The sequence below is a fragment of the Reyranella soli genome (assembly GCF_007992495.1).
In the GTDB taxonomy this organism is placed as follows: domain Bacteria; phylum Pseudomonadota; class Alphaproteobacteria; order Reyranellales; family Reyranellaceae; genus Reyranella; species Reyranella soli.
In genome coordinates this window covers 1-24,693 of the sequence record NZ_BKAJ01000074.1, presented here as the reverse complement: position 1 = coordinate 24,693, position 24,693 = coordinate 1, and the positions used below count along the sequence as shown (strand labels likewise).

At 67.5% G+C, this 24,693-nt stretch carries 24 protein-coding genes; 12 read left to right on the top strand and 12 right to left on the bottom strand.

What is annotated here, in order from left to right:
• Nucleotides 1-8: 8 nt before the first annotated feature.
• The 3 genes from RSO01_RS21145 to RSO01_RS21135 are packed head-to-tail and all read right to left on the bottom strand — an operon-like array spanning nt 9 to nt 3,420.
• Entirely contained in the window at nt 9-1,115 is a 1,107-nt protein-coding gene (locus RSO01_RS21145) for a CaiB/BaiF CoA transferase family protein (RefSeq protein WP_147151440.1), read from the bottom strand.
• Complete coding sequence (locus tag RSO01_RS21140; protein ID WP_147151439.1) at nt 1,112-2,266, bottom strand: CaiB/BaiF CoA transferase family protein; 1,155 nt, start codon at nt 2,264-2,266, stop codon at nt 1,112-1,114. The genes RSO01_RS21145 and RSO01_RS21140 overlap by 4 nt, the downstream gene beginning before the upstream one ends.
• A complete protein-coding gene (locus tag RSO01_RS21135; protein ID WP_147151438.1) occupies nt 2,263-3,420 on the bottom strand; it encodes an acyl-CoA dehydrogenase family protein in 1,158 nt (385 codons plus the stop codon). The genes RSO01_RS21140 and RSO01_RS21135 overlap by 4 nt, the downstream gene beginning before the upstream one ends.
• A 117-nt stretch (nt 3,421-3,537) precedes the next feature.
• Between RSO01_RS21135 and RSO01_RS21130 the strand changes: the two genes are divergently transcribed.
• Nucleotides 3,538-4,251 carry a DUF7847 domain-containing protein gene (locus RSO01_RS21130; RefSeq protein ID WP_147151437.1) on the top strand — a complete coding sequence of 238 codons (714 nt, stop codon included), beginning with the start codon at nt 3,538-3,540 and terminating at the stop codon, nt 4,249-4,251.
• Between the two features lie 11 nt (nt 4,252-4,262).
• Here the strand turns inward: RSO01_RS21130 and RSO01_RS21125 are convergent, their stop codons facing one another.
• The 7 genes from RSO01_RS21125 to RSO01_RS21095 form a co-directional block, all read right to left on the bottom strand.
• Nucleotides 4,263-5,144 (bottom strand): RDD family protein, encoded by an 882-nt coding sequence (locus tag RSO01_RS21125; protein ID WP_218037412.1) that lies wholly within the window; start codon nt 5,142-5,144, stop codon nt 4,263-4,265.
• The gene (locus tag RSO01_RS21120; protein ID WP_147151436.1) at nt 5,141-6,136 is read right to left on the bottom strand and encodes a stage II sporulation protein M; all 996 of its coding nucleotides are present in this window, start codon (nt 6,134-6,136) and stop codon (nt 5,141-5,143) included. The genes RSO01_RS21125 and RSO01_RS21120 overlap by 4 nt, the downstream gene beginning before the upstream one ends.
• Nucleotide 6,137: 1 nt before the next feature.
• Entirely contained in the window at nt 6,138-7,448 is a 1,311-nt protein-coding gene (locus RSO01_RS21115; RefSeq protein WP_147151435.1) for a DUF58 domain-containing protein, read from the bottom strand.
• On the bottom strand, nt 7,448-8,404 hold the full coding sequence (locus tag RSO01_RS21110) for an AAA family ATPase (RefSeq protein ID WP_147151434.1): 957 nt from the start codon (nt 8,402-8,404) through the stop codon (nt 7,448-7,450). Before RSO01_RS21110 ends, RSO01_RS21115 begins: the two co-directional genes overlap by 1 nt.
• Complete coding sequence (locus RSO01_RS21105; RefSeq protein ID WP_147151433.1) at nt 8,394-9,605, bottom strand: DUF4350 domain-containing protein; 1,212 nt, start codon at nt 9,603-9,605, stop codon at nt 8,394-8,396. The genes RSO01_RS21110 and RSO01_RS21105 overlap by 11 nt, the downstream gene beginning before the upstream one ends.
• A complete protein-coding gene (locus tag RSO01_RS21100; RefSeq protein WP_147151432.1) occupies nt 9,602-10,288 on the bottom strand; it encodes a DUF4129 domain-containing protein in 687 nt (228 codons plus the stop codon). Before RSO01_RS21100 ends, RSO01_RS21105 begins: the two co-directional genes overlap by 4 nt.
• 64 nt (nt 10,289-10,352) lie before the next feature.
• The gene (locus RSO01_RS21095; protein WP_246158643.1) at nt 10,353-10,778 is read right to left on the bottom strand and encodes a response regulator; all 426 of its coding nucleotides are present in this window, start codon (nt 10,776-10,778) and stop codon (nt 10,353-10,355) included.
• A gap of 205 nt (nt 10,779-10,983) precedes the next feature.
• Here RSO01_RS21095 and RSO01_RS21090 point away from each other — a divergent pair, with 205 nt between their 5' ends.
• Genes RSO01_RS21090 through RSO01_RS21075 form a run of 4 tightly spaced genes read left to right on the top strand, consistent with a single transcriptional unit; the run spans nt 10,984 to nt 14,627 of the window.
• Entirely contained in the window at nt 10,984-11,955 is a 972-nt protein-coding gene (locus RSO01_RS21090) for a Bug family tripartite tricarboxylate transporter substrate binding protein (RefSeq protein ID WP_147151430.1), read from the top strand.
• Nucleotides 11,930-12,472: a mismatch-specific DNA-glycosylase gene (locus tag RSO01_RS21085; protein WP_147151429.1), complete on the top strand. Its 543-nt coding sequence runs from the start codon at nt 11,930-11,932 to the stop codon at nt 12,470-12,472. Before RSO01_RS21090 ends, RSO01_RS21085 begins: the two co-directional genes overlap by 26 nt.
• Entirely contained in the window at nt 12,469-13,890 is a 1,422-nt protein-coding gene (locus RSO01_RS21080; protein WP_147151428.1) for a DUF1254 domain-containing protein, read from the top strand. The genes RSO01_RS21085 and RSO01_RS21080 overlap by 4 nt, the downstream gene beginning before the upstream one ends.
• A 38-nt stretch (nt 13,891-13,928) precedes the next feature.
• On the top strand, nt 13,929-14,627 hold the full coding sequence (locus tag RSO01_RS21075) for a superoxide dismutase (protein ID WP_147151427.1): 699 nt from the start codon (nt 13,929-13,931) through the stop codon (nt 14,625-14,627).
• A gap of 74 nt (nt 14,628-14,701) precedes the next feature.
• On the opposite strand, the gene RSO01_RS21070 is transcribed toward RSO01_RS21075, so the two are convergent.
• Nucleotides 14,702-15,157, bottom strand: a complete 456-nt coding sequence (locus tag RSO01_RS21070; protein ID WP_246158640.1) for a metallopeptidase family protein — start codon at nt 15,155-15,157, stop codon at nt 14,702-14,704.
• 136 nt (nt 15,158-15,293) lie between these two features.
• Between RSO01_RS21070 and RSO01_RS21065 the strand changes: the two genes are divergently transcribed.
• Genes RSO01_RS21065 through RSO01_RS21045 form a run of 5 tightly spaced genes read left to right on the top strand, consistent with a single transcriptional unit; the run spans nt 15,294 to nt 20,080 of the window.
• Nucleotides 15,294-16,211: an ABC transporter permease gene (locus RSO01_RS21065; RefSeq protein WP_147151426.1), complete on the top strand. Its 918-nt coding sequence runs from the start codon at nt 15,294-15,296 to the stop codon at nt 16,209-16,211.
• Nucleotides 16,208-17,071: an ABC transporter permease gene (locus RSO01_RS21060; protein ID WP_147151425.1), complete on the top strand. Its 864-nt coding sequence runs from the start codon at nt 16,208-16,210 to the stop codon at nt 17,069-17,071. Before RSO01_RS21065 ends, RSO01_RS21060 begins: the two co-directional genes overlap by 4 nt.
• Complete coding sequence (locus RSO01_RS21055; protein WP_147151424.1) at nt 17,068-18,024, top strand: ABC transporter ATP-binding protein; 957 nt, start codon at nt 17,068-17,070, stop codon at nt 18,022-18,024. Before RSO01_RS21060 ends, RSO01_RS21055 begins: the two co-directional genes overlap by 4 nt.
• Complete coding sequence (locus tag RSO01_RS21050) at nt 18,021-18,968, top strand: ABC transporter ATP-binding protein (RefSeq protein WP_147151423.1); 948 nt, start codon at nt 18,021-18,023, stop codon at nt 18,966-18,968. Before RSO01_RS21055 ends, RSO01_RS21050 begins: the two co-directional genes overlap by 4 nt.
• On the top strand, nt 18,953-20,080 hold the full coding sequence (locus RSO01_RS21045) for an FAD-dependent monooxygenase (protein ID WP_147151422.1): 1,128 nt from the start codon (nt 18,953-18,955) through the stop codon (nt 20,078-20,080). Before RSO01_RS21050 ends, RSO01_RS21045 begins: the two co-directional genes overlap by 16 nt.
• Before the next feature lie 43 nt (nt 20,081-20,123).
• Here the strand turns inward: RSO01_RS21045 and RSO01_RS21040 are convergent, their stop codons facing one another.
• Complete coding sequence (locus RSO01_RS21040) at nt 20,124-21,650, bottom strand: ABC transporter substrate-binding protein (protein WP_147151421.1); 1,527 nt, start codon at nt 21,648-21,650, stop codon at nt 20,124-20,126.
• Nucleotides 21,651-21,733: 83 nt separating this feature from the next.
• On the opposite strand from RSO01_RS21040, the gene RSO01_RS21035 reads away from it, so the two are divergent.
• Both RSO01_RS21035 and RSO01_RS21030 read left to right on the top strand, forming a co-directional pair.
• A complete protein-coding gene (locus tag RSO01_RS21035) occupies nt 21,734-22,021 on the top strand; it encodes a 4a-hydroxytetrahydrobiopterin dehydratase (protein WP_147151420.1) in 288 nt (95 codons plus the stop codon).
• A gap of 142 nt (nt 22,022-22,163) precedes the next feature.
• Entirely contained in the window at nt 22,164-24,638 is a 2,475-nt protein-coding gene (locus RSO01_RS21030) for an autotransporter outer membrane beta-barrel domain-containing protein (RefSeq protein ID WP_147151419.1), read from the top strand.
• Nucleotides 24,639-24,693 lie beyond the last annotated feature (55 nt).

Genomic DNA, 24,693 nt, shown 5'->3' with positions numbered 1-24,693 from the left:
CCGCAAACCTAACCACGCTTCAGGATCTCTTTCGTATGCTCGCCGAGCAGCGGCTCGCGATAGAGCGGCCGTGATGGCTCGTCCTTGAAGCGCACGACCGGCGCCAGATGCTTGCGGCCGTCCGGCTCGGTCACGACGGCGCCGCGCTTCACCAGGTTGGGATCGGCGATCGCCTCGGGCAGCGTGTTGACCGGCCCGTAGCAGATGTCGAGCGCGTCGAGCCATGCCATCCAGTGCGCCAGCGGCTTCTCGCGGAAGGTTCTGGCGAGGAACTCCATCACCGGCTTCTGATGCGCGCCGGGCCATTCGCAGAGCTCGATGAACTCGGGCTTGCCGAGCGCGGTGAGCAGGTTGCGGATGAACTTCATCTCCTGGCCGGCCAGCACGAGTTGGCGGCCGTCCGACGTGTCGTAGACTCGATAGAAGGCGGCACCTCCAGTGGTGCGCTGGTTCTTGACGTCGGGCTGCGTGCCGTCGGTGAAGGCCGAGCCCACCACATTGGCGCACGAGGCCATCAGCGCCTCGTGCATGCTGACATCGATGTAGTCGCCCTTGCCCGTCGTCTGCCGCCGCAGCAGCGCCATCAGCACGCCGCTCAATCCATGCAGGCCGCTCACCAGGTCGGCGACGGGAATGCCGGGGATCGCGGGACGGCCATCATCGCCCAGCGTCAGCGACAGCACGCCCGTCATGGCCTCGAGCGCGAGATCGTGCGCGGCGCGGCCGGGATAGGCGCCGTCCTGGCCGAAAGCCGAGATCGAGCAGTAGACAATGCCGGGATTCTTTTCTTTCACCGCCTCGTAGCCGACGCCAAAGCGCGCAGCGACGCCGGGCCGGAAGGATTCGACCAGCACGTCTGCTTCACACGCCAGCCGGAAGAGATCGGCGCGGCCCTGCTCGGTCTTGAGATCGAGCACGACGCTCTTCTTGCCGCGGCCCATGTTGCGGAAGAACACCGAGGTGCGCTGGTCTGGCGGACGGATATGGCGGCCGGGATCGCCGTCGGGCGGCTCGACCTTGATGACCTCGGCGCCGTGGTCGGCCAGCGCCGTCGTGAGGTACGGCCCCGGCAGGAACCAGGAGAGATCGACGACCTTCAGACCTTCGAGCTTCATGTGTGTTTGTCCAGCAGCGAGTCGTTGTCGGCGCCGAGCGGCGAGCAGGCGGCCTGGGCCGGCCGCTCGCCGTCGATGCGGAGGGGATTGGCGATGACGCGCAGGCTGCCCTTCACCGGATGCGGCACGGCCGAGACCATGCCGGTCGAGTGAGCGAAGCCGCTGTCGAGTGCCTGGTCGAGGCGATGCACGGGCGCCGCCGGCAGCAGGCCGTTGAAGGCCATCAGCCACTCGTCGGTCGTACGCGTGCGGAAGGTGGGATCGAGCGCGTCGCTGAGCGCCGCGCGATGGACGGCGCGCGTGTTGGGATCGACGAAGCGCGGATCGTCCAGCAGCGCTTCGCAGCCCATCGCCTTCACCAGCGACAACCAGAACTTCTGGGTCATGCACATGACGAAGATCCAGCCGTCCTTCGTGGGAAAGGTCTGGACCGGGGCCAGCGACAGGTGGGCGCTGCGCGGCACGCGCGGCGAGACATCGCCTTCGTTGAGGTACCAGACGCCGGGATAGGTGAGCTGGTGCATGGCGACGTCGTACAGGCAGGTCTCGACGTCGCAGCCCTGCCCCGTCGTCTTCGCTCGCAACAGGCAGGCGAGCAGGCCGACCGTGCCGGTGAGGCCGCTCATACTGTCGATCAGCGACACGCCGACCCGAGTCGGCGCACCCTCGGGATCGCCGGTCAGCTCCATCAACCCGGCTTCGGCCTGCATCAGGAAGTCGTAACCCGGCCAGTCAGCGCGCTCGCCCGCGCGGCCATAGGCCGAGATGTGCAGGCAGACGATCGAGGATTTCAGGTGTTTCAGGCTCGCATAGTCGATGCCGAGCTTGGCGGGCTGCGAACCGCGCAGGTTGTTGACCACGCAGTCGGCCGTCTTCACCAACGCCTCGAACTGCCGGCGGCCCTCGGCCGACTTGATGTCGAGGGTCACGCTCTTCTTGCCGAGGTTCCAGGCCTGGAAGTACTCGCTGTCGGCGTCACCCAACTTATACGGCCCGACGTGGCGCGAGGGATCGCCGTCAGGCGCCTCGACCTTGATCACCTCGGCCCCGAGCTCGGCCAGGAACATGGTGCCGTAGGGGCCGGCGCCGAACTGCTCCAAGGTCAGGACTCGGATGCCCTGCAGGGGTTTCGATGAGCTATGGGCGTTCATATCTCGGCGTGCTGTTTGATCCACTGGCGGGCAATGATGATGCGCTGCATCTCGTTGGTGCCCTCGCCGATGCAGGTCAGCGGCGCGTCGCGATAGAGCCGCTCGATGTCGTATTCCTTGGAATAGCCGTAGGCGCCGTGGATGCGCATGCTCTCGATGCTGTTCTCCAGCGCCGCCTCCGAGGAAAAATATTTTGCCATGCCGGCCTGCAGGTCGCAGCGCTCGCCGCGGTCGAAGGCGTCGGCGGCATCGAGCGTGAGCAGGCGCGCGGCGCGGGCGCGCGTGGCCATCTCTCCGAGCTTGAGCTGGATCGCCTGGTGCTCGCAGATCGGCTTGCCGAAGGTCTTGCGGATCTGCGAGTAGCTGGTGGCGAGCCGCAGCGCGCCCTCGGCGATGCCGACACCACGCGCCGCCACGTTGATGCGGCCGAGCTCGAGGCCCCCCGCCACCTGGGTGAAGCCGCGGCCCTCGACCTCGCCGATCAAATGGTCGGCCGGCACGCGATAGTCCTCGAAGATCAGCTCGGCCGAATCGATCGACTTGTAGCCGAGCTTCTCGAGCTTGCGGCCGACGCGGAAGCCCGGGCCCTTGGGCGCAATGAACAGGCTCATGCCCGAATAGCGCGGCGAGGCCTCGGGGTTGGTCTTCACCAGAAGCGCGAAGCAGGAGCCTTCGATGCCGTTGGAGATCCAGGTCTTGGTGCCGTTCAGCACATAGTGATCACCCTCGCGCCGCGCCGTCAGCCGGATCGCCTGCAGGTCGGTGCCGGCATCGGGTTCGGTCAACGCTAGCCCGCCCCTCACCTCGCCCGAGGCCAGCCTGGGCAGCCAGTGGCGGCGCTGCGGCTCGGTGCCGAACTTCTCGATGGCCAGCGCCAGCATCAGGTGGGAGTTGAAGATGCCGGTGAGCGCCATCCATACCGACGAGATCCTCATGACGATCTCGGCATAGGTGCGGGCCGGCAGGCCGAGCCCGCCGTAATCGGCGTTGACGGTGGCGCCGAACAGGCCGAGCTCCTTCATCTGCTCGACCAGCTCGGCTGGCCAGCGGTCGGCATGGTCGAATTCCTTGACGCGCGGCGCCACCTCCCGCTCGACCCAACGATCGATGGTGGCCAGAAGCTGCGCCTCGTCGGCCTTGTCGATCTCTGCCATCCGCTTACCTCTCACACTTGGGCGGCCAAAGTGCGAAGAGCCCCGCACGGTGTCAACATTTCCCCACGCAAGACGTGCTAGGATGCAATCGTCGCTAGAACAACCAGGGAGATACGCATGACGTCGATGGATGCGAGCCGCGGTGCGACGTGGGGAGTAGGTTCGACAATCGAAACCAGCGCCTCGATCCTGTTCAAGAACTTCGTGCCGTTCGTCGGCACGGCTCTGGTCGCGAGCCTCCCGAGCCTCATCTTTGCCCAGATCGTCTCGTCGGAAGCGGCGCAGGGTATCGTCAACTTCATCATCTCGCAGATCGTGACCGTGACGCTGATCTACGGCGCCATGCAGGCGTTGCGCCAGCGCCAGATCTCCATATCGGAATGCCTGGAGCAGGGCTTCCGCCGCCTCGGCGCGGCGCTGGGCGTGGCCATCGTCTCCGCCATCTGCTTTGCCATCGGCCTGGTGGCCCTGGTCATTCCTGGCCTCATCCTGATGACGATGTGGGCAGTCGCCATTCCCGCGGCCACCATCGAGCAGGCCGGCGTGGGGGCGTCGCTGTCGCGCAGTGCGGCCCTGACCCGCGAGCGGCGTTGGCGAGTGTTCGGCGCCGTGCTGGTGGCGGGAATCATCACTATCATCGTCAGCATCATCGCTGGTGGTATTGCCGGCGCCATCACCGGAACCAACTCCTTCCTGTTCACCGTCGTGATCTGGGCGCTGAGCGCAGTTTCCCAGGCCTTCAGCGCCTGCGTCTCGGCGACGCTCTACTATTTCCTGCGGCGCGAAAAGGAAGGCGTGGAGATCGACCAGATCGCGACGGTCTTCGACTGACCCGGCAAGACTCAGCGATCGTTCTTGTCGCGCCGTCGGCGCCCGAAGGCCAGCTCGGCTTCCAGCCGGCGGCGCTGCGCAGCATAGAAAGCTTCGAGGAAGGCGCGCTCATTGAAGGCGCCGCCTCCATCGGGATGGACATAGCCGATCTTGCGCACGATGCGCCGCGCCACGTCGCCTTGCAGGGCCGTCGTGCCCTGGCCTGACGATCGCAGGACGTCCTCGAGGACCTGCAGCTCCTTGACGCCGTAGACGACGAGCTGCTGGGCCGTGAAGACATAGGCTGGCGCGGCATACACCGCAGACCGGACGGCCGCCAGGTCGGGCAGCAGCACCGGCTTGGGCTCGGCCACCACCCAGGTGCCCGCCACCATGTCGCCGGCGCGCAGGCGGTCGCGGTTGAACAGCGGCAGGGCGGCGAGCACGCCGACCCAGGTCAAGGTGGCGATCCAGGTCCAAGGCCCGGCTGCGATCGCCGCGTCGCCGGCGAGCGCCAGTGACAGCGGCAGGAAGAGCTCGACCTCGCGCATCAGGTTGCGGCCGATCACGGCAGCGGGCGTGAGCGGGCCGCCGCGGCGGTTGATGACGCGTAGCGAGGCCATGCGCTTGCCGGGCGTGCGGCCGTTCCAGGCCAGCTCGAAGCCGGCGAAGTAGAAGACGCGCAGGACGAACATCAGCAGGATGCCGGCGGTCCTGCCGACATGGCCGCCGGCGACAGCGGTGGCGATGGCCACGACGATCAGCGCCACGATCAGGATCAGGAGATCGAGCACCAAGGCCGTCGCCCGCTCGCCGACGCTGGCCAGCCGGACGGACACCGCCACGCCCTCCGGCGTAACGACAGCGCGCATCCGCGGGTCGGCGCTCTCGATCGTCACGGCGAGATCGCTCATGGCCGACGCTCCCGGCCAGCCATGCAGAAGTAGGCGACGATGGCGGCGAAGATGCTCCAGCCCAGCAGGTAGCGCGCCGCCATGCCGACCACGAGCTGGCGTCCCAGCCCCTCGAGCAGGCCGGCCAGCAAGAAGAGCATTACTGCGCCCATCATGATGACGGCGGCATCGCGACCGTCGCGCGCCAGCCGGACCAGCCGCGGCTCGCGGCCGGCGAACAGCACGGCGCCGGCGATTTTCAGCCCCGCCGCGGCGCTCAGGATCAGCGCCAGGAACTCGGTGGGACCATGGATCGACAACCAGCCGCCCAACTCGACCAGCAGGCCACGGCTGGCGAACAGCGCCAGGAAGGCGCCGAGCATCAGGCCGTTGGTGAAGATCAGCGCCAAGGTCGGCACGCCGAGCGCGAAGCCCAGGGAGAAGCTCAGGATGCCGATCTGCGCATTGTGCGAAAACAGGTAGGCGGCGAAGGCCCCGAGCTCGTCGACGTCCTTCCCGCCGCCGCCCAGCGAGGCGCGCAAGGCCTCGGTCGAGGCGTCGAAGGAGCGCCCCTGCTGCACGCCCTTGGCGATGAAGGAATCATAATAGGCGGGATCGGACGCGGTCAGGAACCAGGCCGCCAGCACACCCGCAAGGATGACGATGAAAGCAAGGACGATCGCCCGCCAGGCGCCGCGCACCGCGGCCGGCAGGCGCCAGGCGAAGAACGCCGCCAGCAGGGCCGACGGCCGCTCGCGCACGCCGTAGACGCAGAGATAGGCGCGGGCGCACAACGCCTCGAGATAGTCGAGCAGGTTGCGGTCGAGCGAGATCGCCCGCGCCACCGACAGGCCCGACAGAGTGGCGCGATAAAGCGTCGGCAGCCGGGCCAGACTGTCGCCGTCGAGCGAGCCCATGCCGTGGCGTTCGGCGCGCGCGACCAGCGTCTCGAGCTCGCGCCAGACGCCCTCGCGCTCGCGGCGGAACTGCGCGCTCTTCAGCTCCAGCGCCATCTCACAGGACCTCCCGGCGCTTGATCTCGAGATAGCGGTTGACCAGCTCGGGGCCCAGCCGGTCGGGCTCGGTCTGCACACATTGCACGCCGAGCCGCCGCAGCCTCTGGACCACGACCTCACGCTCGGCGGTGAAGTCCTGGGCGAACACCGAGCGCGCCAGGCCCTCGAAGCTGTCCGGCCGGGCGGCCGCCAGCGTAGCAAGCCCGCGGTCGCGCAGGGCGACGAACAGCAGCAGGTGGCGCGCCGCCAGGCGCTGCAGGTTGTCCATCATCAGCTCGGCCGTCACCGTGTCGACGAAGTCGGTCATCACGACGATCAGGCTGCGACGATCGAGGCGGCCCATCAGGTCCATCAGGCCCAGCGTATAGTTGCTCTCCTCGTGGCGGTACTGCAGGCGGGCCATCTCGCGCTGGACCAGGGCGAAGTTGGCGACATTGCCGATCGGCCTGGCATAGCCGCGCACACGGCTGTCGAAACTGAACACACCGACGCGATCGCCGTAGCGCAGCGAGACGTAGCCCATCTGCAGGGCGGCGTTGATGGCGTGGTCCAGCCGCGGCACGCCGTCCAGCGGCTCGCTCATCAGGTGGCCGCAATCGATGGCGAACACGACCTGCTGGTTGCGCTCGGTGAGGAATTCCTTGGTCATCAGGCGGCGATGCTTGGCCGACTGCTTCCAGTCGATCCGCCGATGGTCGAGGCCGGGCACGTATTCGCGCAACGCGCGGAACTCGCTGCCCTCGCCCTGCTGGCGCATCTGCTTCTGGCCGAAGAAGGCGTCGTACTGCGAGAACTTGAGCGCCATCGCCCGCACCGCGCCGACGTCGGGCGTGACGGCGATGGCCTGGCCGATGTCGTAGCGACCGTGCACGGCGATCAGCCCGAGCGGCCCGGTCCAGCGCAGCCAGACCCGCTCGAGCCGGCCTTCGCCGCGCCGGCGCGCGCGCAACGGCCATTCAGCGATGCCTTCGCCGCGATCGGCGAGGTCGAGGTCGACGAGAGCCGGCGGCAGGAGCGGTCCCGACACCTCGCAGAGGACCGAGCAGCGACCGCCGCCGACGTTGCGCCGGGCCGTGACGAACACCGAGAGCCGCGCCGTGCTGCCGATCGGCACCAATTCGGGCACGCTGGCCTCGACGGCGACCTGCCGGCGCGCCGGCGCCAGGGCGGCATCGATCCCCAGCGCCAGCAGCGCAGTGAGCGGCAATGCCACGCCGGTCTCCCACCACGCACCGAACGCCAGCACCCACGGCACGCTGAGCGCCACCACGACGCCGAACAGGACCAGGCAGCGCGGCGTCGGCTGCATCAGCGCGGCGCCGCCTGGCGCTCGACGATCTGGGCCAGCACGCCGTCGACGCTCTGGCCTTCGATCTCGGCGCTGGGCGCCAGCACCAGGCGGTGGCGCAATGCCGGCTGGGCGAGGCGCTTGATGTCGTCGGGGATGACGAAGTCGCGGCCCTCGAGGCCGGCCAGTGCGCGCGCCGACGCCGCCAGCATCGCCGCTGCACGTGGTGAGCCGCCGAACTGCAGCGAAGGATGCTCGCGCGTGGCGCGCACCAGGTCGACGACATAGGCGACGATGTCGTCATTGAGCCGCACCGCCGGCACGATCGCCTTGAGGGTCGCCAATTCCGCCTGGTCGACCACCGCCGCGACGCCGGCGCTGCGGGGATCGGCGAGTGCGGCGCCCGAACTGTGCCGCGTCACCACCGCGAGCTCCTCTTCGCGCGAGGGATAGTCGAGCCGATGCTTGAACAGGAAGCGATCGAGCTGGGCTTCGGGCAGCGGATAGGTGCCCTGCTGCTCGATCGGATTCTGGGTGGCGATGACCATGAAGGGCGGCCCCAACGCATGGCTGCGGCCGTCGATCGTGACCGACTTCTCCTGCATGGCCTCGAGCAGGGCAGCCTGGGTCTTGGGCGGCGTGCGGTTGATCTCGTCGGCCAGCAGGAGCTGCGTGAAGACGGGGCCTCGCGTCAGCACGAAGGCGTTGGTCTGGAAATTGAAGATGCTGGCGCCGATCACGTCGCCCGGCATCAGGTCGGGCGTGAACTGGATGCGGCTGAAGTCGAGCGAGAGGCTCGCCGCCACGGTGCGCGCCAGCAGCGTCTTGGCGACGCCGGGCACGCCCTCGAGCAGGATGTGCCCATCGGCCAGCAACGCCACCAGCATCAGGTCGACGGCCTCGCGCTGGCCGACCACGACCTTGCCGACCTCGGCGGCGACGCGCGCCCTGAGGGCGACCAAAGGTTCAACGTCCATTCAGCAATTCCTCCCGCCAGCGATGAAGCCGCGCCGCAGCGGCCACCGTGGCCGCCTTGTCGCCCGGCGCGATCGTCTCGATCGCGCGCACGAGTTCCTGGTATGCCGGCGCGCTCTTGGCCGCCCCCTGGGCCGCCCCCTTGGCCGCAGGCGTGCCGTCGAGCCAGCGGCCGATCTCCGCCGGACCCTGCAACTGCGCCGGCGCCTTCAGGCGGCGGCCGAGGTCGAGCACCACAAGGTCGGCATAGCGTTTGAGCAACCGTCCGCCGTCGGAGCGATCGCGCAGCAGGCGCGCCGCCACGTCGATCAGGGCAAACACCCCGGCGGGCGGCGGCAATGGCTCGTCGGCCGGCGGGCCAAAGCGCGTCGCCGCCGCCCACAGCGCAATGCCGATCGCCACCAGGGCCGAGAACGTGACCAGGGCGAAGGGCGGAGAAACCGCGAGTTGCCAGATGTCGCGCGATGGCCGGTCGCTCACCGCCTCGAGCGCCACCACGGGTCCATCGCCCGCACGCAGGCGCGCGACCAGGCTCATCGCCAGCACGGCATTGTCGCCACGCCACAGGCCGTAATTGGCAAGAAGGTCGGGGTCGGCCAGCACCGTGACCTGCGGGCGGGCGCACAGGCGGGCGACCAGCATGCCCTCAGCGCTCGACACTACCGGACAGAGCTTGGCGGAGCGCACGAGCTGCGCCCGCGTCAGCGTCGGCGTTCCGTGGACGCCCTCCATGCGCCAGGCGCCGACGGCGTCCGGCCGCGTGATGACGGCATCGTCGGCGATGGCGCGCGCCAGCGCCTGCACGCCCTCGATGTTGCGCAACTGCGCGTCGGAGACGCGATCGCTGAGCGGCGGCGCACGCGTCCGCCATTTGGGCAGCACGATCAGCACCGGCGGCGCCGTTGCTTGCAGGATTTCCCGCACTTCCTGCGCCGTCTGGGGCGCCAACACGATCCGGAGGGACTCCCGGACAAGCCTCGTCTCGCTGGGCGCGACCGGCTCTATGTCGAAGCGCCGCAGGAGCTCGGTGAAGGCACGGTAGCCGACAGCCGAGCGCGAGGTGGTCGTGGGGCTGGCCTGCCAGCCGCGCGTGTCCTCGCCCGCGATCATGAGGTAGGCCATGACAACGAAGCCGAGCGCGCCCACGGCGATCAAGGCCAGCAGTGTCCGTTGGCTGAAGGGCTGCAGCCCGCGGGTGCTCATGCCGTCGCTTCCGGCGGCATGCCCCACAGCCGCTCATAGTGTCCGCGGCAGCGCTCGTAGAGCGGACGGTCGGCCGGGCGGCCGCCGAAGTGGCAGAGCTCGACCGCCGCCACCAGCGCGGCGAAATCCTCGCGCGCCCGCTCGGGCACCTGGGCACGCCCGACCAGTTCACGCCCCGTCATGGCGACCGGCACCTCCTGACCGACGCGGCGGCGCAACAGGTCGATGCTGGTCAGCAGCAGGACATGGATGGCGCTGCTCCAGTCTCCCGACACGGCCGAGCGGTCGGCGTCGTCGAGCCGGGCCTTGAGATGATCGCGTTGCGCGCCGGATGCCGCGGCCTCTTCCGGCCGTGCCGCGTTGCTCGCCGTCGGCCAGGCCCAGCCGCCGGTCCGCAGCCACATCACCGCGACGATGAGCACGACCAACAGCCCGCCGATCAGCAGCGCGTTGACAATAGATCGGAGATCGAGCGAAATCGGCTCGAACTCGCGCGGCGCGGGACGGACAGGTGCGTCCGGCAGTTCGCGTTGGTAACCCGCCCAGTCATAGACCTTGCCGACCTGTTCGCGCACGGCGGCAGCATCGGTCGGCGACGGCGCGGCCATGATCGCGCGGGGCGTGGTCAGCATTGCGAGCAACGCCACGAGACCGAAGGCAACCCAGCGCGTGACGCCCCTCATGCCGCGAAAGTCTAGGTCGGATGACAATCAGACGGCAAGCGCCGCCCGTCCGCAGACGTCTCCGTCAGCGCGCCAACAGATTGCGGATGTGGCGTTCGAGCTCGGCGTGATCGTACGGCTTGGCGAGGACCGGGCCGCTCTCGCAGAGATCGCCCGCCGCCTTGGCCGTGCGCGCCGCACCCGACGTCAGGATGACTCGGAGCCATGGCCGCTCGCGGCGGACCCACTGTGCCAAGCCAAAGCCATCCATGCTGCCCGGCATGTTGACGTCGGAGAACACGATGTCGACCCGGACCTCTGCCTGCAGCACGCGAATCGCCTCGTCGGCGCTGCTCGCCTCGATCACATCGAAGCCGCACTCGCGCAAATAGGCCGCCACGATGCTGCGCACCAGCACCTCGTCTTCCACGACCAATATGACGGGTGGCGGCGCCGAATCCGGCTCGCCGTCGGTATTGCGCGCCGCGTTCATCCAATTTCGACGCGGCAAGAGCGTTTTTGTTCCGCGACCCGCTGCCATCCCGAGCGCAGCGCGGGACCTTTTCCTGTGGCCTCAAAGGCCCTCGCTACGGTTAGCGCGGGGGCTACCCTGCGCCGGGTGACAGGCATCCCGCATTGCAGTTCTGGCCTCTAGGCGCGAATGCACTCGTCATGCATCATTGGACCGGGGAGAGTTACGCGTGAGAGGGAATGGAATGAAAAGGCGCCAATTCACCGCCGCCCTGGGCGTGCTTCCGCTGGCGGGACCGGCCTTCGCCCAGGCCGACGACTGGCCCCAGCGCACCGTGCGCGTCGTCTGTCCGTTCACGCCGGGCGGCTCGCAGGACAACATCGCCCGCAGGCTCAGCTCCAAGCTGCAGGACCATCTCGGCCAGTCCTTCGTCATCGACAATCGCAGCGGCGCGGGCGGCTCGATCGCCGCGGACAACGTCGCCAAGTCGCCGCCCGACGGCTATTCCATGCTGCTGGGCGGCATCGCCAGCCATGCCGTGGCGCCCAATCTCTACGCCAAGCTGCCCTACAATCCGTTCACCGATCTCGAGACGGTGGCGTGGATCGGCACTCAGCCCAACATGCTGTGCTGCCATCCCAGCTTTCCGCACGACACCGTCACCAAGCTGATTGCCGCAGCCAAGGCCGAGCCCGGCAAGTACCAGTACGGTTCCTCCGGCGTCGGCGCCTCACCGTCGCTCACCATGGAGCTCCTGAAGCAGAAGACCGGCGCCGATCTCACCCTGATCAGCTATCGCGGCGCCTCGGCGGCGGCGGCCGACGTGCTGGCGGGTCACGTGCCGCTCTGCATCGCCAACATCGATTCGCTGATGGGCCAGGTGAGCGCGGGCAAGCTGAAGCCCATCGCCACCACCGGCGCCAAGCGCGCCATGGTCGCGCCGGACACGCCGACCCTGGTCGAGACCGTTCCCGACCTCGTGGTCACCTCGTGGTCGATCTGGGCGGTGCCGGCAGGCACCCCGGCCAAGGTCAAGGACAAGCTGCGCGCCGCCACCGAGCGCGCCTTGCAGGACTCCGAGGTGATCGCCAGCATGCGCCAGGGCGGCTTCGAGCCCGGCAGCAACATGCCGATCCTCGAGGTCGATGCCTTCATCAAGGCCGAGCACAAGCGCTGGGGCGAGGTGATCCGTGCCGCAGGCATCAAGCCGGAATAAGCATCTCGTCCCCGACCTTCTGGCGCCGGGCCTCGACCTCGTGTTCTGCGGGACCGCGCCCAGCCCGGCCTCGTTCAAGGCACGCGCCTACTACGCCAATCCGGGCAACGCCTTCTGGCCGACCCTGCATGCCGTCGGCCTGACGCCCGAGCGGCTGGCGCCCCAGCGCTATCCCGAGCTCCTGACACTCGGCATCGGGCTGACGGACCTCAACAAGACGGAGTATGGTTCGGACCACGAGCTCAGCCCTCACGCCATGGACGCTGCCGCCCTGCACGCCAAGCTGCGCCGCTTCCGGCCCGCCGCCATCGCCTTCACCAGCAAGCACGCGGCGTCGCTGGCGCTCGGCGTGAAATCGCCGGCCTACGGACGGCAGGCCGAGCCGATCGAGGATGCGGTGGCGTTCGTGCTGGCCTCTCCGTCGGGCCGCGCCCGCTCGTTCTGGACCCTGGCGCCGTGGCGCGAGGCGGCGGCCTTCGTGATGGAGCGCCGCCTGATGCGCGAGCGCGCGGCATGAAGCGCCGCACATTGCTCGGCGTTTCGCTCGCCGCAACCCTGGCGGCGCCCGCCGTCGTGCGCGCGCAGGACACGACGGTAACTCTGAAAGACTTGGCGCGGCGCGCCACGATCTATCTCTTCCCGGTCTACGAGATGTACCGCACGCGCTGGCAGGCCACGGTCAACGCGGCCAACCCATCGCGCCAGCAGCTGAACCGCTTCCGCCACATCGCCCAGCTCGCCGACCATCGTGCGCGGGCGGTGACGACGCCCAACGACGACACCTTCTATTCCTCGGCGTGGCTCGACCTCTCGGTCGATCCGATGTTCCTCACCGTGCCGCCGGTGGGAGATCTTTACTACAGCTACGCCTTCATGGACCTGTTCACCAACAACTTCGCCTATGTCAGTCATCGGCTGCACGGTGGAGAGCCGCCGACGCACATGATCGTCGGGCCGGGTTGGACCGGCGATCCGTCGTCGGAAGTGAAGCTGGTGAGAGCGCCCACCAATTCGGTGTGGCTGCTGGGACGCATCCTGATCGACGGGCCCGACGAAGTCGACCGCGTGCGCATCCTGCAGGCACGCGCGCTGCTCGAGACGCCCGACCAGCGCACCGAGCGGCGCATCCTGGGCGCCCGCGAGCTGATGTCCCAGCGCAACGCGGCGCCGGCCGAGCCGGTGGCCGGCTGGCCCGCGCCCAATCCCACCGATGCGTTCGACCTGTTCGACGTGACGATGCGCGCGCTGGGCGAGAGCCCGCTGCCGGAACGAGACCGTGCCGTGTTCGACGCCTTCGCACCGTTGAAGCTACGGCCCGGTCGCAATTTCGACCGGCGTGCCTTCAGCGAGCCGGAGCGTCGCGCGATCCAGGCCGGCATCGAGCAGGGCCGCGGGGACATCCGCGCCGCCGGCGGCCGCTACGGCAGGACGGTCGACGGCTGGACCTACGGCGAGCGCCATCTCGGCAATTTCGGCGCGGACTATCTCTATCGCGCGTATGTGGCACTCACCGGGCTGGCGGCGCTCGAGCCCACAGAGGCGGTCTATCTCGCCTGCAACACCGATTCGAACGGCCGTCCCCTCTCCGGCGCCAATACCTACCGCCTTACCTTCCCGGCCGACGGCCTGCCGCCGGCGCGCGCCTTCTGGTCGCTCGCCATGTACGAGGTGACGCCGGAGGGCCGGGCCTTCTTCATCGACAATCCGATCGGTCGCTATTCGATCGGCGATCGCACACCGGGCCTGCAGAAATCGGCCGACGGTTCGCTCACGATTTACCTGCAGCGTGAGCGGCCGGAGGGCAAGCGTGCGACCAATTGGCTACCCGCGCCCAGCGGGCCGATGCGACTGGTGCTGCGGGCTTATGAGCCCGCAGAGTCGCTGATCCAAGGCCTTTATCGCGCACCCGGCGTGCAGCGCAACTCTCCGTCCTGAGGGGCGTTAGGTTCCGAATAATCTTTTCGGAGACCGACATGCCCGAGATCTCTCGCCGTTCCCTGGCCGCGGGCGTCGGCCTACTGGCTGGCGCTGCAGCCATGCCGGTGGCGGCGCAGCAGCTGCTCGCCGTCGCCAGCGCGCCCAAGTTCCGCGCCCAGCCGCTCACCTTCAATCCCGACAAGATCAAGTGGCTGTCGGCCCAGTCGATCACCGAGCATCACGCGATCTATGGCGAGAGCATCAACCGGCTGAATGCGATCACCGAGCAGCTGGCGCAAATGGATTTCGCCAAGGTCCAGCCGGCCGAGATCGGCGAGCTGAAGCGCGAGCAGCAGGCCGTCTACAATTCCTCGCTGCTGCACGAGCTCTATTTCGAATGCATCGGCGACGCGCCGACCAGCCCGTCCGGCGTGTTCGCGCAGGCGATCAGCCGCGACTTCTCGAGCTTCGATCGCTGGAAGGCCGAGTTCGCCGCCATGGGCAAGGCGGTGACCGACGGCAAGGGCATGGTGATCCTGGCCTATACGCCGCGCGACAAGCGATTGATCAATCACCTTGCCGCCGATCACGCCACGGGGCCGGTCGGCTGCGTGCCGCTGATCGTCATGGACATGTACGAGCATGCGTACAAGGCCGACTACAACGGCGATCCGGCAAAGTATGTCGACAGCTTCGTCCAGATGGTCCGCTGGGTCACGCCCGAGCGCCTGTATCGGGAAGCGATCAGGGTGTGATCATCGGACCGCGGGCCTCCAGGCCCGCTCATGCTCTTCCGGACCGCGCGCCTGGAGGCCCGCGGTCCAATGAGTTAAGCCCCGGGCTGCGCGCGCCGCGATTCTTCCTCGGCCTTGGCTTCGATCGCTTCCATGTCGTCGTCGCTGAGGCCGAAGTGATGGCCGATCTCGTGGATCAGTACGTGGCGCACGATGTGCGGCAGGTCCTCGCCTGATTCGCACCAGTAGTCGAGGATCGGCCGGCGATAGAGGAAAATGCGATCGATGTCGTTGGCGACGTGGCCCGCGCCACGCTCCATCATCGACACACCTTGATAGAGGCCGAGCAGATCGAACGGCGTGTCGAGATCCATCTCCTTCTCGACCTCATCGGACGGGAAGTCGTCGACCTGGATACGCACGTTGCCGACATGCTTCCGGAACTCCTCGGGAATCGTCGCCAGCGCCTCGGCGGCGATCGCCTCGAAGTCCTCCAAGGTGGGCGCCGTGCCGAAGCAGGGCATGCGCCGCGGATTGGTGAAGACCGGCATGACTCCCCCATATAGGACCAAGGCGCGCCCGCCAAGGGGCGATGGTGGACGAATCTGTGGCTGGCCGCCGGGCGGTTGGCGCGGGATTCGCATGGTCGCCTTCCCGATCGATCCGCTCTAAGCTCTGCATCCAAGCATGCTGCAGTTCCTCGTTCGTCGTCTGATCGTGGCGATTCTCGTTGCCGCCACCGTCATGACGCTCGCCTTCATCCTGACGCGCCTGTCGGGCGACCTCGCGATCTCGATCGCCGGTCCCAATGCCACGCAGGCCGACGTCGAGGCCGTGCGCAAGGCCTACGGGCTCGACCGGCCGCTCACCGTGCAGTTCTTCGACTGGGTCGGGCGCGCGGCGACCGGCGACCTGGGCGAAAGCTACTTCTTCAAGACCAAGGTCTCCACGCTGATCGGCGAGCGCATGCCGATCACCATCACGCTCGGCCTCACCGGGCTGGTGATCGCGCTGCTGGTCTCCCTGCCGCTCGGCATCCTGGCGGCGGTGCGCGAGAACACCGCGCTCGATCGCGTGGTCCAGATGGTGGCCCTGGTTGGCCAGGCGATGCCCTCGTTCTGGCTCGGATTGATCTTGATGATCACGCTCGGCCTACAACTCGGCTGGCTGCCGATCTCGGGCACCGGCTCCTGGCAGCATTTTGTGATGCCGGGCATCGTGCTCGCGTTCTCGGCCATCCCTGCGCTGACGCGGCTGACCCGCGCCGGCATGATCCAGGCGATGGGCTCGGACTACATCCGCACGGCAAGGGCCAAGGGCCTGTCGCGCGCCTCGATCCTGCTGAAGCATGCGCTGCGCAACGCCGCGATCCCGGTGGTGGCGATCGCCGCCGTGCAGCTCGGCTTTATGCTGGGCGGCTCGATCGTGATCGAGCAGGTCTTCGCCCTGCACGGCGTGGGCTTCCTCGCCTGGGAATCGATCGGTAAGAACGACTTCCCCGTCGTGCAGTCGGTCGTCCTGGTGCTGGCGGTGATCTACGTGGCGCTCACCATGCTGGCCGACCTGATGAACGCCGTGCTCGATCCGAGGCTGCGCGGGCCATGACCGTGATGTCTGTCACGGCCGGCCCCAAGCGCGGCTGGAAGAGCATCAGCACCTGGATCGGCGCGGTGATCGTGGGCATCGCCATGATCTGCGCCGTCTTCGCCCCGCTGCTGGTGCCACACGATCCCTTCGCCCAGGACCTCAGCAAGCGCCTGCTGCCGCCTTTCTGGATGGCCGGCACCAATCCCGACTACCTCCTGGGCACCGACCAGCTCGGCCGCGACTACCTCTCGCGCCTGATCTGGGGCTGCCGCATCTCCATGCTGATCGGGGTCACGGTGACGGTGGTGTCGGCGCTGATCGGCATCACCATCGGCGTGCTGGGCGGCTTCTTGGGCGGCCGGGTCGACGATGCCGTGCTGTTCGCCATCACCACGCGGCTCTCGATCCCGGTGGTGCTGGTGTCGCTGGCGGTCGTGGGCCTGCTCGGCAGCTCGATGACCCTGCTGGTGCTGACCTTGGGCCTCCTGCTGTGGGACCGCTTCGCCGTGGTGGCGCGATCGACCACCATGCAGGTTCGCAACCTCGACTTCGTCGCCGCCGCCTGGTGCGCCGGCTGCTCGCGCTTTCGCATCCTGGCGGGCGAGGTGCTGCCCAACATCGCGAGCCACCTCGTCGTGGTGGCAACCCTCGAGATCGCGCTCGCCATCCTGCTCGAGGCCGCGCTCTCCTTCCTCGGGCTCGGCGTGCCGCCGCCGTTGCCGTCGTGGGGCCTGATGATCGCCGAGGCCAAGGACTACATGTTCTTCAGCCCGTGGGTGATCGTAATCCCGGGTGTGGCGCTGTTCGTACTGGTCATGGGAATCAATCTTTTGGGTGATGGCCTGCGCGACCTGTTCGGCGCGAGGACTGATCCATGAGTGCGCTGCTCGAGGTCGACCAGCTCGAGGTGAACTTCGGCGGCCGCGTGTCGGCGGTGCGCGGCGCCTCGGTCACGGTCGAGCGCGGCGAGACCCATTGCCTGGTGGGCGAATCGGGCTGTGGCAAGTCGGTGACCGCCCTTGCCGTCATGAATCTTTTGGCCCGCGGTGCCCGCCGCTCGGCCAAGCGGCTCGCTTTCGAGGGCCAGGACCTGACCGGCCTCAGCGACTCCGGCATGGCGCATCTGCGCGGCAACGCCATGGCCATGATCTTCCAGGAGCCGATGACCAGCCTCAACCCCGCCTACACGGTGGGCTCGCAAATGACCGAGGTGCTGCGCCGCCACAAGAAGACGACGCAGCGCGCGGCCACCGACCGCGCCGCCGACCTTCTGGCCCGCGTCGGCATCACGGCACCTGGCCTCCGACTCGGCCAGTTCCCGCACCAGCTTTCGGGCGGCCTGCGCCAGCGTGTCATGATCGCCATGGCGCTGATGTGCGATCCCAAGCTCCTGATCGCCGACGAGCCGACCACGGCGCTCGACGTCACGGTGCAGGCGCAGATCCTGCGTCTGCTGGCCGGCCTGCAGCGCGACCTCGGGCTCGGCATGCTGTTGATCACCCACGACCTCGGCATCGTGGCCCGCGTCGCCCATCGCGTGTCGGTGATGTATGCCGGCGAAGTGGTCGAGAGCGCGCCGACCGCCGAGCTGTTCGCCAATCCCAAGCACCCCTACACGCGTGGCCTGCTGCGCTGCGTGCCGGTGCCGGGCAAAATCAAGCGCGACGAGCCACTGGGCTCGATCCCCGGCACCGTGCCGCGCATCGGCCCGGGATTCGAAGGCTGTGCCTTCCGCGACCGCTGTGACTTCGCTGACGTGACCTGCGCCCATGCGATCCCGCGCCATGCCGCAAGCGTGGCCCACGATTTTCTATGCCGGTTGCCGGCATGAACACGGCGATCGAAGTCAAAGCCGTCCGCAGGACCTTCCGCGTCAAAGGCGGGCTTTTCGGCGCCGACCGTCACGTGGTCGCGGTCGACGACATCTCCTTCGCCGTGCCGCCGGGCGGCGTTCTAGGCGTCGTGGGCGAATCGGGCTGTGGCAAGTCCACGCTCGCGCGGCTGATCCTCGGCCTGCTGCCGCCGACGGCGGGCGATATCGCGGTCGAGGGCCAGCGCGTCATCGACATGGACCGCCGGGCGCGCGCGCGGCTGATCCAGCCGGTGTTCCAGGATCCCTTTGCCTCGCTCAATCCGCTTGCCCGTGTGCGCGACATCGTCGCCATGCCGCTCAAGGCGCAGGGCAACATCGCGGGCAGCGAGATCGCAAAACGTGTCGACGAGATGCTGGCGCGTGTGGGCTTGAGCGCCGAGATGGGCCGCCGCCTGCCGACCGAGCTGTCCGGTGGCCAGCGCCAGCGGGTCGCCATCGCCCGCGCCCTGGTGCTGCGGCCGCGCATCGTCGTGTGCGACGAGCCGACCAGCGCGCTCGACGTTTCGGTGCAGGCGCAGATCCTGAACCTTCTGGCCGAGCTGCGCCGCGATCTCGGCCTCACTTACCTCTTCATCAGCCACAACCTCGCCGTCGTCGAGCATGTCGCGAGCGAAGTGGCGGTGATGTATCTCGGCCGCTTCGTCGAGCGCGCGCCGACCGAGACGCTCTTCCGCCGGCCCGAGCATCCCTACACCAAGGCCCTGCTTGCCTCGGTGCTGACGCCCGAGCCGGGGCTGGGGGTGCCTGACGTCGGCCTGGGCGACACTCTGCCCGATCCGGCCAATATCCCTCCGGGTTGCCGCTTCCATCCGCGCTGTCCGATCGCCGAGCCGCGTTGCTCGATCGAGACGCCTCCCCTGAAGCCGCGGCCTGCCGGGGGTGTCGAATGCCTGCTGGTCTGAAGATCGCCATCATCGGTGCCGGCATGGGCGGGCTCGCCTCGGCCGCGGCGCTCAGCAAGGCGGGCCATACGGTCGCTGTCTACGAGCAGGCGCAGCAGTTCACGCGGCTCGGCGCCGGCATCCAGATCGGCTGCAATGCCATGCACGTGCTGCGCGGCCTCGGGCTCGAGCAGTATCTGCGCGCCGAGACCTTCTATCCGCGTTCGTGGAACAACCGAGACTGGCGCACCGGCGAGGTGATGTTCGACATGCTGTTCGGCCGGTCGGCCGAGGACAAGTACGGTGCGCCCTATCTGCTGGCCCATCGCGGCGACCTGCATGCGGCCCTGGCCAGCATCGTGCCGGACGAGCTGATCCATCTCGATCACGAGCTCGAAGGCCTCGACCAGATTTCCGATGGTGTGCGGCTCACCTTCGCCAACGGCAATACTGTCACGGCCGATGCCGTGATCGCCGCCGACGGCGTGAACTCGGTGGCGCGTACCATCCTGTTCGGCGAGGAGGAGCCGCACTTCACCGGCCGCATCGCCTATCGCACGGTCTATCCGGCGGCGCGCCTCGATGGCTTCGACATGGGCGATTGCACCAAATGGTGGGGCGAGGACCGCCACATCGTCATGTATCCGGTGAAACCCGACCGCAGCGAGGTCTACTTCGTCACCAGCCAGCCCGAGCCCGGTTTCAATCTCGAATCCTGGTCGGCCAAGGGCGACGTCGAGGTTCTGCGCGCGGCGTTCGAGGGCTTCCATCCCGACGTGCAACGCGTGCTGGCGGCCTGTCCCGACGTACACAAGCGCCCGCTGGTCGATCGCGATCCGCTGGAGCATTGGGTCGACGGCAACGTCGCGTTGCCGGGCGACGCCTGCCATCCCATGACACCTTACATGGCGCAGGGCGCGGCGATGGCGATCGAGGACGCTGCGATCCTGTCACGCTGTCTGGACGGCATCGACCGTGACGGCGTTGCCGCCGCGCTGATGCGCTACGAACGGAATCGCAAGCTCCGGACCGCGAAGATGCAACTCACCTCGCGGACCAACAGCTGGGGCAAGGGCGTCACCGACACCGACTGGGTGTACGGCTACAACGCCTGGACTGCGCCGCTCTCATAATCTTGCCGGACCGCGGGCCTGGAGGCCCGCGGTCCGGCAAGAGTTACTGCCACTTCGCCAGATAGAAGCGCGGCAGCTCGTCGGGGAAGGTCTTGAAGTCGAGCTGCTTGGAGAAGGCATAGGTGTTCACGTAGGTGAACAACGGCAGCCAGTAGGCCTTGTCCGTCATCAGCTTGATGGCAGCCGAGTAGGCCTGTTTGCGGACGACGGGGTCGGAGCTGGCGCCACCGTCGGCCACCAGCTTCTCGAGCTCGGGATCGCGGCTGTAATTGTCGTTGCTGCCGGCGCCGTACATGACGGGGAAGATCGCCGACACGTCGTTGATCGAGTAGCTGCCCCAGCTGCCGTGATACAGCGGGTTCTCGCCACGCCATGCCTTCTGGATTGCGGGGGCGACCTGCAGCTGCGTGATCTTGGGGCGGATGCCGACGGCCTGCAGGTAGTTCTGGATCGCCGCCGTCCAGGTGGTCGGCTGCACGTAGGTCACGAGCTCGATCTCGAAGCCGTTGGGAAAGCCCGCCTCGGCGAGCAGCGCCTTGGCCTTGGCCGGATCGAAGGGATACTTCACCGCGGCGTCGCCGTCGCAGCCGAACTGCGTCGGGAAGCACGGCGCCGGCGGCACGCGGCTGCCGCCCTGCACCAGCTTGTCGGCGATGTCCTGCCGGTTGATGGCGTGCCAGATCGCCTGGCGCACCTTCTGGTTGGTGAGCGGATTGCCGGCGCCCGAGCGGCCGGCGGCGTCGATCGACAGATAGCCGATGCGCATGGACTCCTGCCGCACCGCCTGCAGGTGAGGCATCCTGTTCACGTCGTTGGCCTGGTCGGGATTGATGTTCCAGATCCAGTCGGTCCGCTGGGCCAGGAGCTCGGTCATGGTCGTGGCGAGATCGGGCACGAAGCGCACATGCAGCGTCTTGATCGCCGGCTTCCCCTTGGGCGAGCCCGCCCAGTAGTCGTCGAAGCGCTCGAAGACCACTTCCTTGCCCTGCTCGTTCTTGACGATCTTATAGGGGCCGGCGCCGATCGGCTTCTTGGCGAACTCCTCCGGACCGACCCTCTCGCGGTACGCCTTGGGATGGATCGGCGTCACCATGGCGAGATATTCCAGCGCCGCTGGCGTCGGCTTCTTCATCTTGATGCGCACGGTCCAGTCGCCGGTCTTCTCGGCCTTGTCGATCCAGGCGTAGTTCGACGGCGTCGCCACCTTGCTCTCCGGGTTGGCCGCCATGTTGATGGTGTAGACGACGTCGTCGGCCGAGAGCGTGCTGCCGTCGTGGAACTTCACGCCCTGCCGGATCGTGAGATCCAAGGAGTTGTCCTCGGCGAAGCGCCAGTCGGTGGCGAGCGCCGGTTTGATCTCGAAGGTCGCGGGATCGCGATGCACCAGCATGTCCCACGCCTGGTGCGCCAGGATCAGGCCGGTGCGCTGGCTGTTGAAGTACATGTCGACGTTGGGCACGGCGTCGACGAACTGGATGCGCAGCGTATCTGCGCTTTTCTGGGCGAAGGCCGGCGGCGCAAGCACGAGAGTGGCGGCAGCAACAAAAGCAGTACGTCGTAGTAATTTCACGGAAGCCCTCCTGAAGCAGGTGCGGAGCCTAGGCCCGCCCCCGCGAATGAGGCAAGCTTCACGCCATATCAGGAGGTGACCCCATGACAGCCAAGCTCACCGGTGCCGCCCGCGCCCAGGCGCTCGCCGCCTTGCCGAAGTGGCAGGAAGTTCCGGGCCGCGATGCCATCAAGCGCAGCCTGAAGTTCGCCGATTTCAACCAGGCCTGGGGGTTCATGACCCGGGTAGCGCTGGCCGCCGAGAAGGCCGACCACCATCCGGAATGGTCCAACGTCTACAGCAATGTCGAGATCGTGCTGTCGACGCACGACGCGGGGGGATTGAGCGAGAAGGACGTGGCGTTGGCGAAGTTCATCGATTCCTTGGCCTGAGTCATCTTGGCGCTCCCCTCCGATGGCGGATTGGTGTTAAGAAACGCCAACTTGGGGAGCGACTTTGGGATCGCCAATAAAGAAGAAAAGCTTGCCGTGGCTCGGTGGGCACGTCTGCCTTGGCCTGCTATTGGCAACGGCCATGATGCCGCTGGCATACGGGCAGAACGGCACGTGGCTCAGCAGCCCAGGCTCTTCTGACTTCAACACGGGCAGCAACTGGTCGTCGGGAACGATCCCGACCGGCACCGCGACCTTCGGCGCGTCGTCGATCACCACCCTCACACAGTCCAACGGCATCACCATCGGCGCGTTCCAGTTCAACGCCGGCGCGCCAGCCTACACGTTCAACGTGGGCACTTCCCGCATTCAGTTCACGGGGGCCGGCATCATCAACAACTCCTCCAATGCGCCGACCTTCACTTTCAGTTCCGTGGGCGTGATTTCGCCAGAAATTATCTTCGATGGCGCCGGCACGTCAGCCGGGAACGCTGTGATCATCAACAATGGCGGCAATGCCATAGCGACGCTGAGATTCCGTAACGGTGCGACTGCGGGGAATGCCACCATTACCGGCAATGGACCAGGCTCCAGCATACGCTTCAACAATGCCTCGCTTGGTGACGCGACGATCATCGCCAACAATGGATCCTCGACCAACATCTCGGACTCGACCTCCGGCAATGCCACCCTCATCGCCAACGCCGGCGGGTCCAACGACTTCACCTTCACGTCGGGCAGCGGCGCGACGTTCAATGGACCGGTACGACTCATCACAAACGCCGGCGCTTGGACCAACTTCAACATATTGAATGTCACCGTCGGCTCGATCGAAGGCGCCGGTACCTACAACCTCGGCCCCGCAAGTTTCACTGCCTCAACCAACCTGACTGTCGGCATCAACAACCTTTCGACCACCGTCAGCGGGAGGATCGATGGAAATCTCGGCATGGTCGGCGCGAGCCTCACCAAGATCGGCACGGGCACGCTGACCCTCTCCGGAACCGGCATCATTCCCGCCGGCACCACCGTATCGGGCGGCGGCTTCAATCTCACCGGCACGCTCACCAGCAACGTCGCCGTAGGCAGCGCCGGCACGTTCCGCGGCAACGGCACTCTGACTGGAAACCTCAACAATTCCGGCACGCTGGCGCCCGGCAATATCGGCAGCACGCTCACCGTTAGTGGCAACCTGGTGCACAATTCCGGCGCCACCTACCAGGTCGGCGCCAATCCCGCCGGCCAGAGCGATCGGGTCAATGTCGGCGGCATCGCCACGCTGAACGGCGGCACCGTGCAGGTCGTCGCGGCCTCGGGCACCTACGCCGCGTCGACCACCTACACCATCGTCAATGCCACGGGCGGCGTGAGCGGCACCTTCTCGAGCGTCAACAGCAATCTCGCGTTCCTGACTCCATCACTCACCTACGACGCAAACAACGCCTATCTGACACTCACCACCAACTTCGCCAACAACGCCCTCACCTTCAATCAGTCGACGACGGGCAACGTGCTGAACGTGATAGCCCCCACCGCCACCAGCGACATGCTCACCGTGCTCGGGGCGCTATCGACCGTCAGCTCGGCGCAGGCCGCGTACGTGCTGCGCTCGATCAGCGGCCAGAACCTGTCGAGCTTCTCCACCACCATGGTGCAGACGGCACAGATGTTCATGAACAACCTCGCCTCGCAAGCGGGCTCGGCGGGCGGCGGCAATCGCGTCATGATGGCCGAGGCCTGCGACGTCGCCTGCGAAGACGCCACACCCGCCCAGTGGGGTGCCTGGGGCGGCGCTGTGGGCGGGCTCGGCACGATCGGCGCCGGCCAGAGCGTCGGTGCCGTTACCTACAATGCCGGCGGCTTCGCGGCCGGCGTCGATCGCCGCTTCGGCCCCAACTTCCTGGCCGGCGTGGCAGTGGGCTTCACCACCGGCACCCAGTGGGTCAGCGGCTTTGACGGCAAGGGAACGTCCGACACCTATCAGGTCGGCCTCTACGGCAGCTTTACCCAGGACAAGTTTTACCTCGATGGCATGGCCGGCTACGGCTACGCCTACAATCAATCGTGGCGCAACATCCTGATCCCGGGCCTGCAGCCGCGCACGGCGATGGGCCAGGCCGGCGCCAACCAATTCTTCGGCCAGCTCGAGGCTGGTTACCGATTTGACATCGGCGGCGCGGCCCAACCCTACATCACGCCGTTCGCCCGCCTGCAGGGCTACACCGCCACCCAGAACGGCTACATCGAGACCGGCGCGCAGTCGCTCAACCTCAACGTCGCGTCGGCGACCACCAACTCTCTGCGTTCGGTGCTGGGTGCGGTGCTGGGCGCCGACATGAACGTGGGTTGGCGCAGTCCGATCATCGGGCAACTGCGGCTCGGCTGGAGCCATGAGTACGCCAATGTCGATCGGCCGGTGACGGCGGCCTTCGCCGGTGCATCCGCTGTCCCCTTCACCACCTATGGCGTGTCGCCGACTCGCGACGGCGTGCTGCTGGGCCTGTCGGCCAACACCGATGTTGCCGATGGCACCGCCCTCTACTTGCGCTACGAGGGTACGATCTCCGGCCAGGACTCCGCGCACGCCATGACCATCGGCGTGCGGGTCATCTGGTAACTCCCAGGAACTAGTAGCTCTGCACAGTGATCATGACGGCTTGGCGCGGGGTCGA

Bases quoted from the DNA above. Each gene is read 5' to 3' on its own strand.
- RSO01_RS21145 (WP_147151440.1), bottom strand. From the start codon at position 1,115: ATGAAGCTCGAAGGTCTGAAGGTCGTCGATCTCTCCTGGTTCCTGCCG.
- RSO01_RS21140 (WP_147151439.1), bottom strand. From the start codon at position 2,266: ATGAACGCCCATAGCTCATCGAAACCCCTGCAGGGCATCCGAGTCCTG.
- RSO01_RS21135 (WP_147151438.1), bottom strand. From the start codon at position 3,420: ATGGCAGAGATCGACAAGGCCGACGAGGCGCAGCTTCTGGCCACCATC.
- RSO01_RS21130 (WP_147151437.1), top strand. From the start codon at position 3,538: ATGACGTCGATGGATGCGAGCCGCGGTGCGACGTGGGGAGTAGGTTCG.
- RSO01_RS21125 (WP_218037412.1), bottom strand. From the start codon at position 5,144: ATGAGCGATCTCGCCGTGACGATCGAGAGCGCCGACCCGCGGATGCGC.
- RSO01_RS21120 (WP_147151436.1), bottom strand. From the start codon at position 6,136: ATGGCGCTGGAGCTGAAGAGCGCGCAGTTCCGCCGCGAGCGCGAGGGC.
- RSO01_RS21115 (WP_147151435.1), bottom strand. From the start codon at position 7,448: ATGCAGCCGACGCCGCGCTGCCTGGTCCTGTTCGGCGTCGTGGTGGCG.
- RSO01_RS21110 (WP_147151434.1), bottom strand. From the start codon at position 8,404: ATGGACGTTGAACCTTTGGTCGCCCTCAGGGCGCGCGTCGCCGCCGAG.
- RSO01_RS21105 (WP_147151433.1), bottom strand. From the start codon at position 9,605: ATGAGCACCCGCGGGCTGCAGCCCTTCAGCCAACGGACACTGCTGGCC.
- RSO01_RS21100 (WP_147151432.1), bottom strand. From the start codon at position 10,288: ATGAGGGGCGTCACGCGCTGGGTTGCCTTCGGTCTCGTGGCGTTGCTC.
- RSO01_RS21090 (WP_147151430.1), top strand. From the start codon at position 10,984: ATGAAAAGGCGCCAATTCACCGCCGCCCTGGGCGTGCTTCCGCTGGCG.
- RSO01_RS21080 (WP_147151428.1), top strand. From the start codon at position 12,469: ATGAAGCGCCGCACATTGCTCGGCGTTTCGCTCGCCGCAACCCTGGCG.
- RSO01_RS21075 (WP_147151427.1), top strand. From the start codon at position 13,929: ATGCCCGAGATCTCTCGCCGTTCCCTGGCCGCGGGCGTCGGCCTACTG.
- RSO01_RS21070 (WP_246158640.1), bottom strand. From the start codon at position 15,157: ATGCCGGTCTTCACCAATCCGCGGCGCATGCCCTGCTTCGGCACGGCG.
- RSO01_RS21065 (WP_147151426.1), top strand. From the start codon at position 15,294: ATGCTGCAGTTCCTCGTTCGTCGTCTGATCGTGGCGATTCTCGTTGCC.
- RSO01_RS21060 (WP_147151425.1), top strand. From the start codon at position 16,208: ATGACCGTGATGTCTGTCACGGCCGGCCCCAAGCGCGGCTGGAAGAGC.
- RSO01_RS21055 (WP_147151424.1), top strand. From the start codon at position 17,068: ATGAGTGCGCTGCTCGAGGTCGACCAGCTCGAGGTGAACTTCGGCGGC.
- RSO01_RS21050 (WP_147151423.1), top strand. From the start codon at position 18,021: ATGAACACGGCGATCGAAGTCAAAGCCGTCCGCAGGACCTTCCGCGTC.
- RSO01_RS21045 (WP_147151422.1), top strand. From the start codon at position 18,953: ATGCCTGCTGGTCTGAAGATCGCCATCATCGGTGCCGGCATGGGCGGG.
- RSO01_RS21035 (WP_147151420.1), top strand. From the start codon at position 21,734: ATGACAGCCAAGCTCACCGGTGCCGCCCGCGCCCAGGCGCTCGCCGCC.
- RSO01_RS21030 (WP_147151419.1), top strand. From the start codon at position 22,164: ATGATGCCGCTGGCATACGGGCAGAACGGCACGTGGCTCAGCAGCCCA.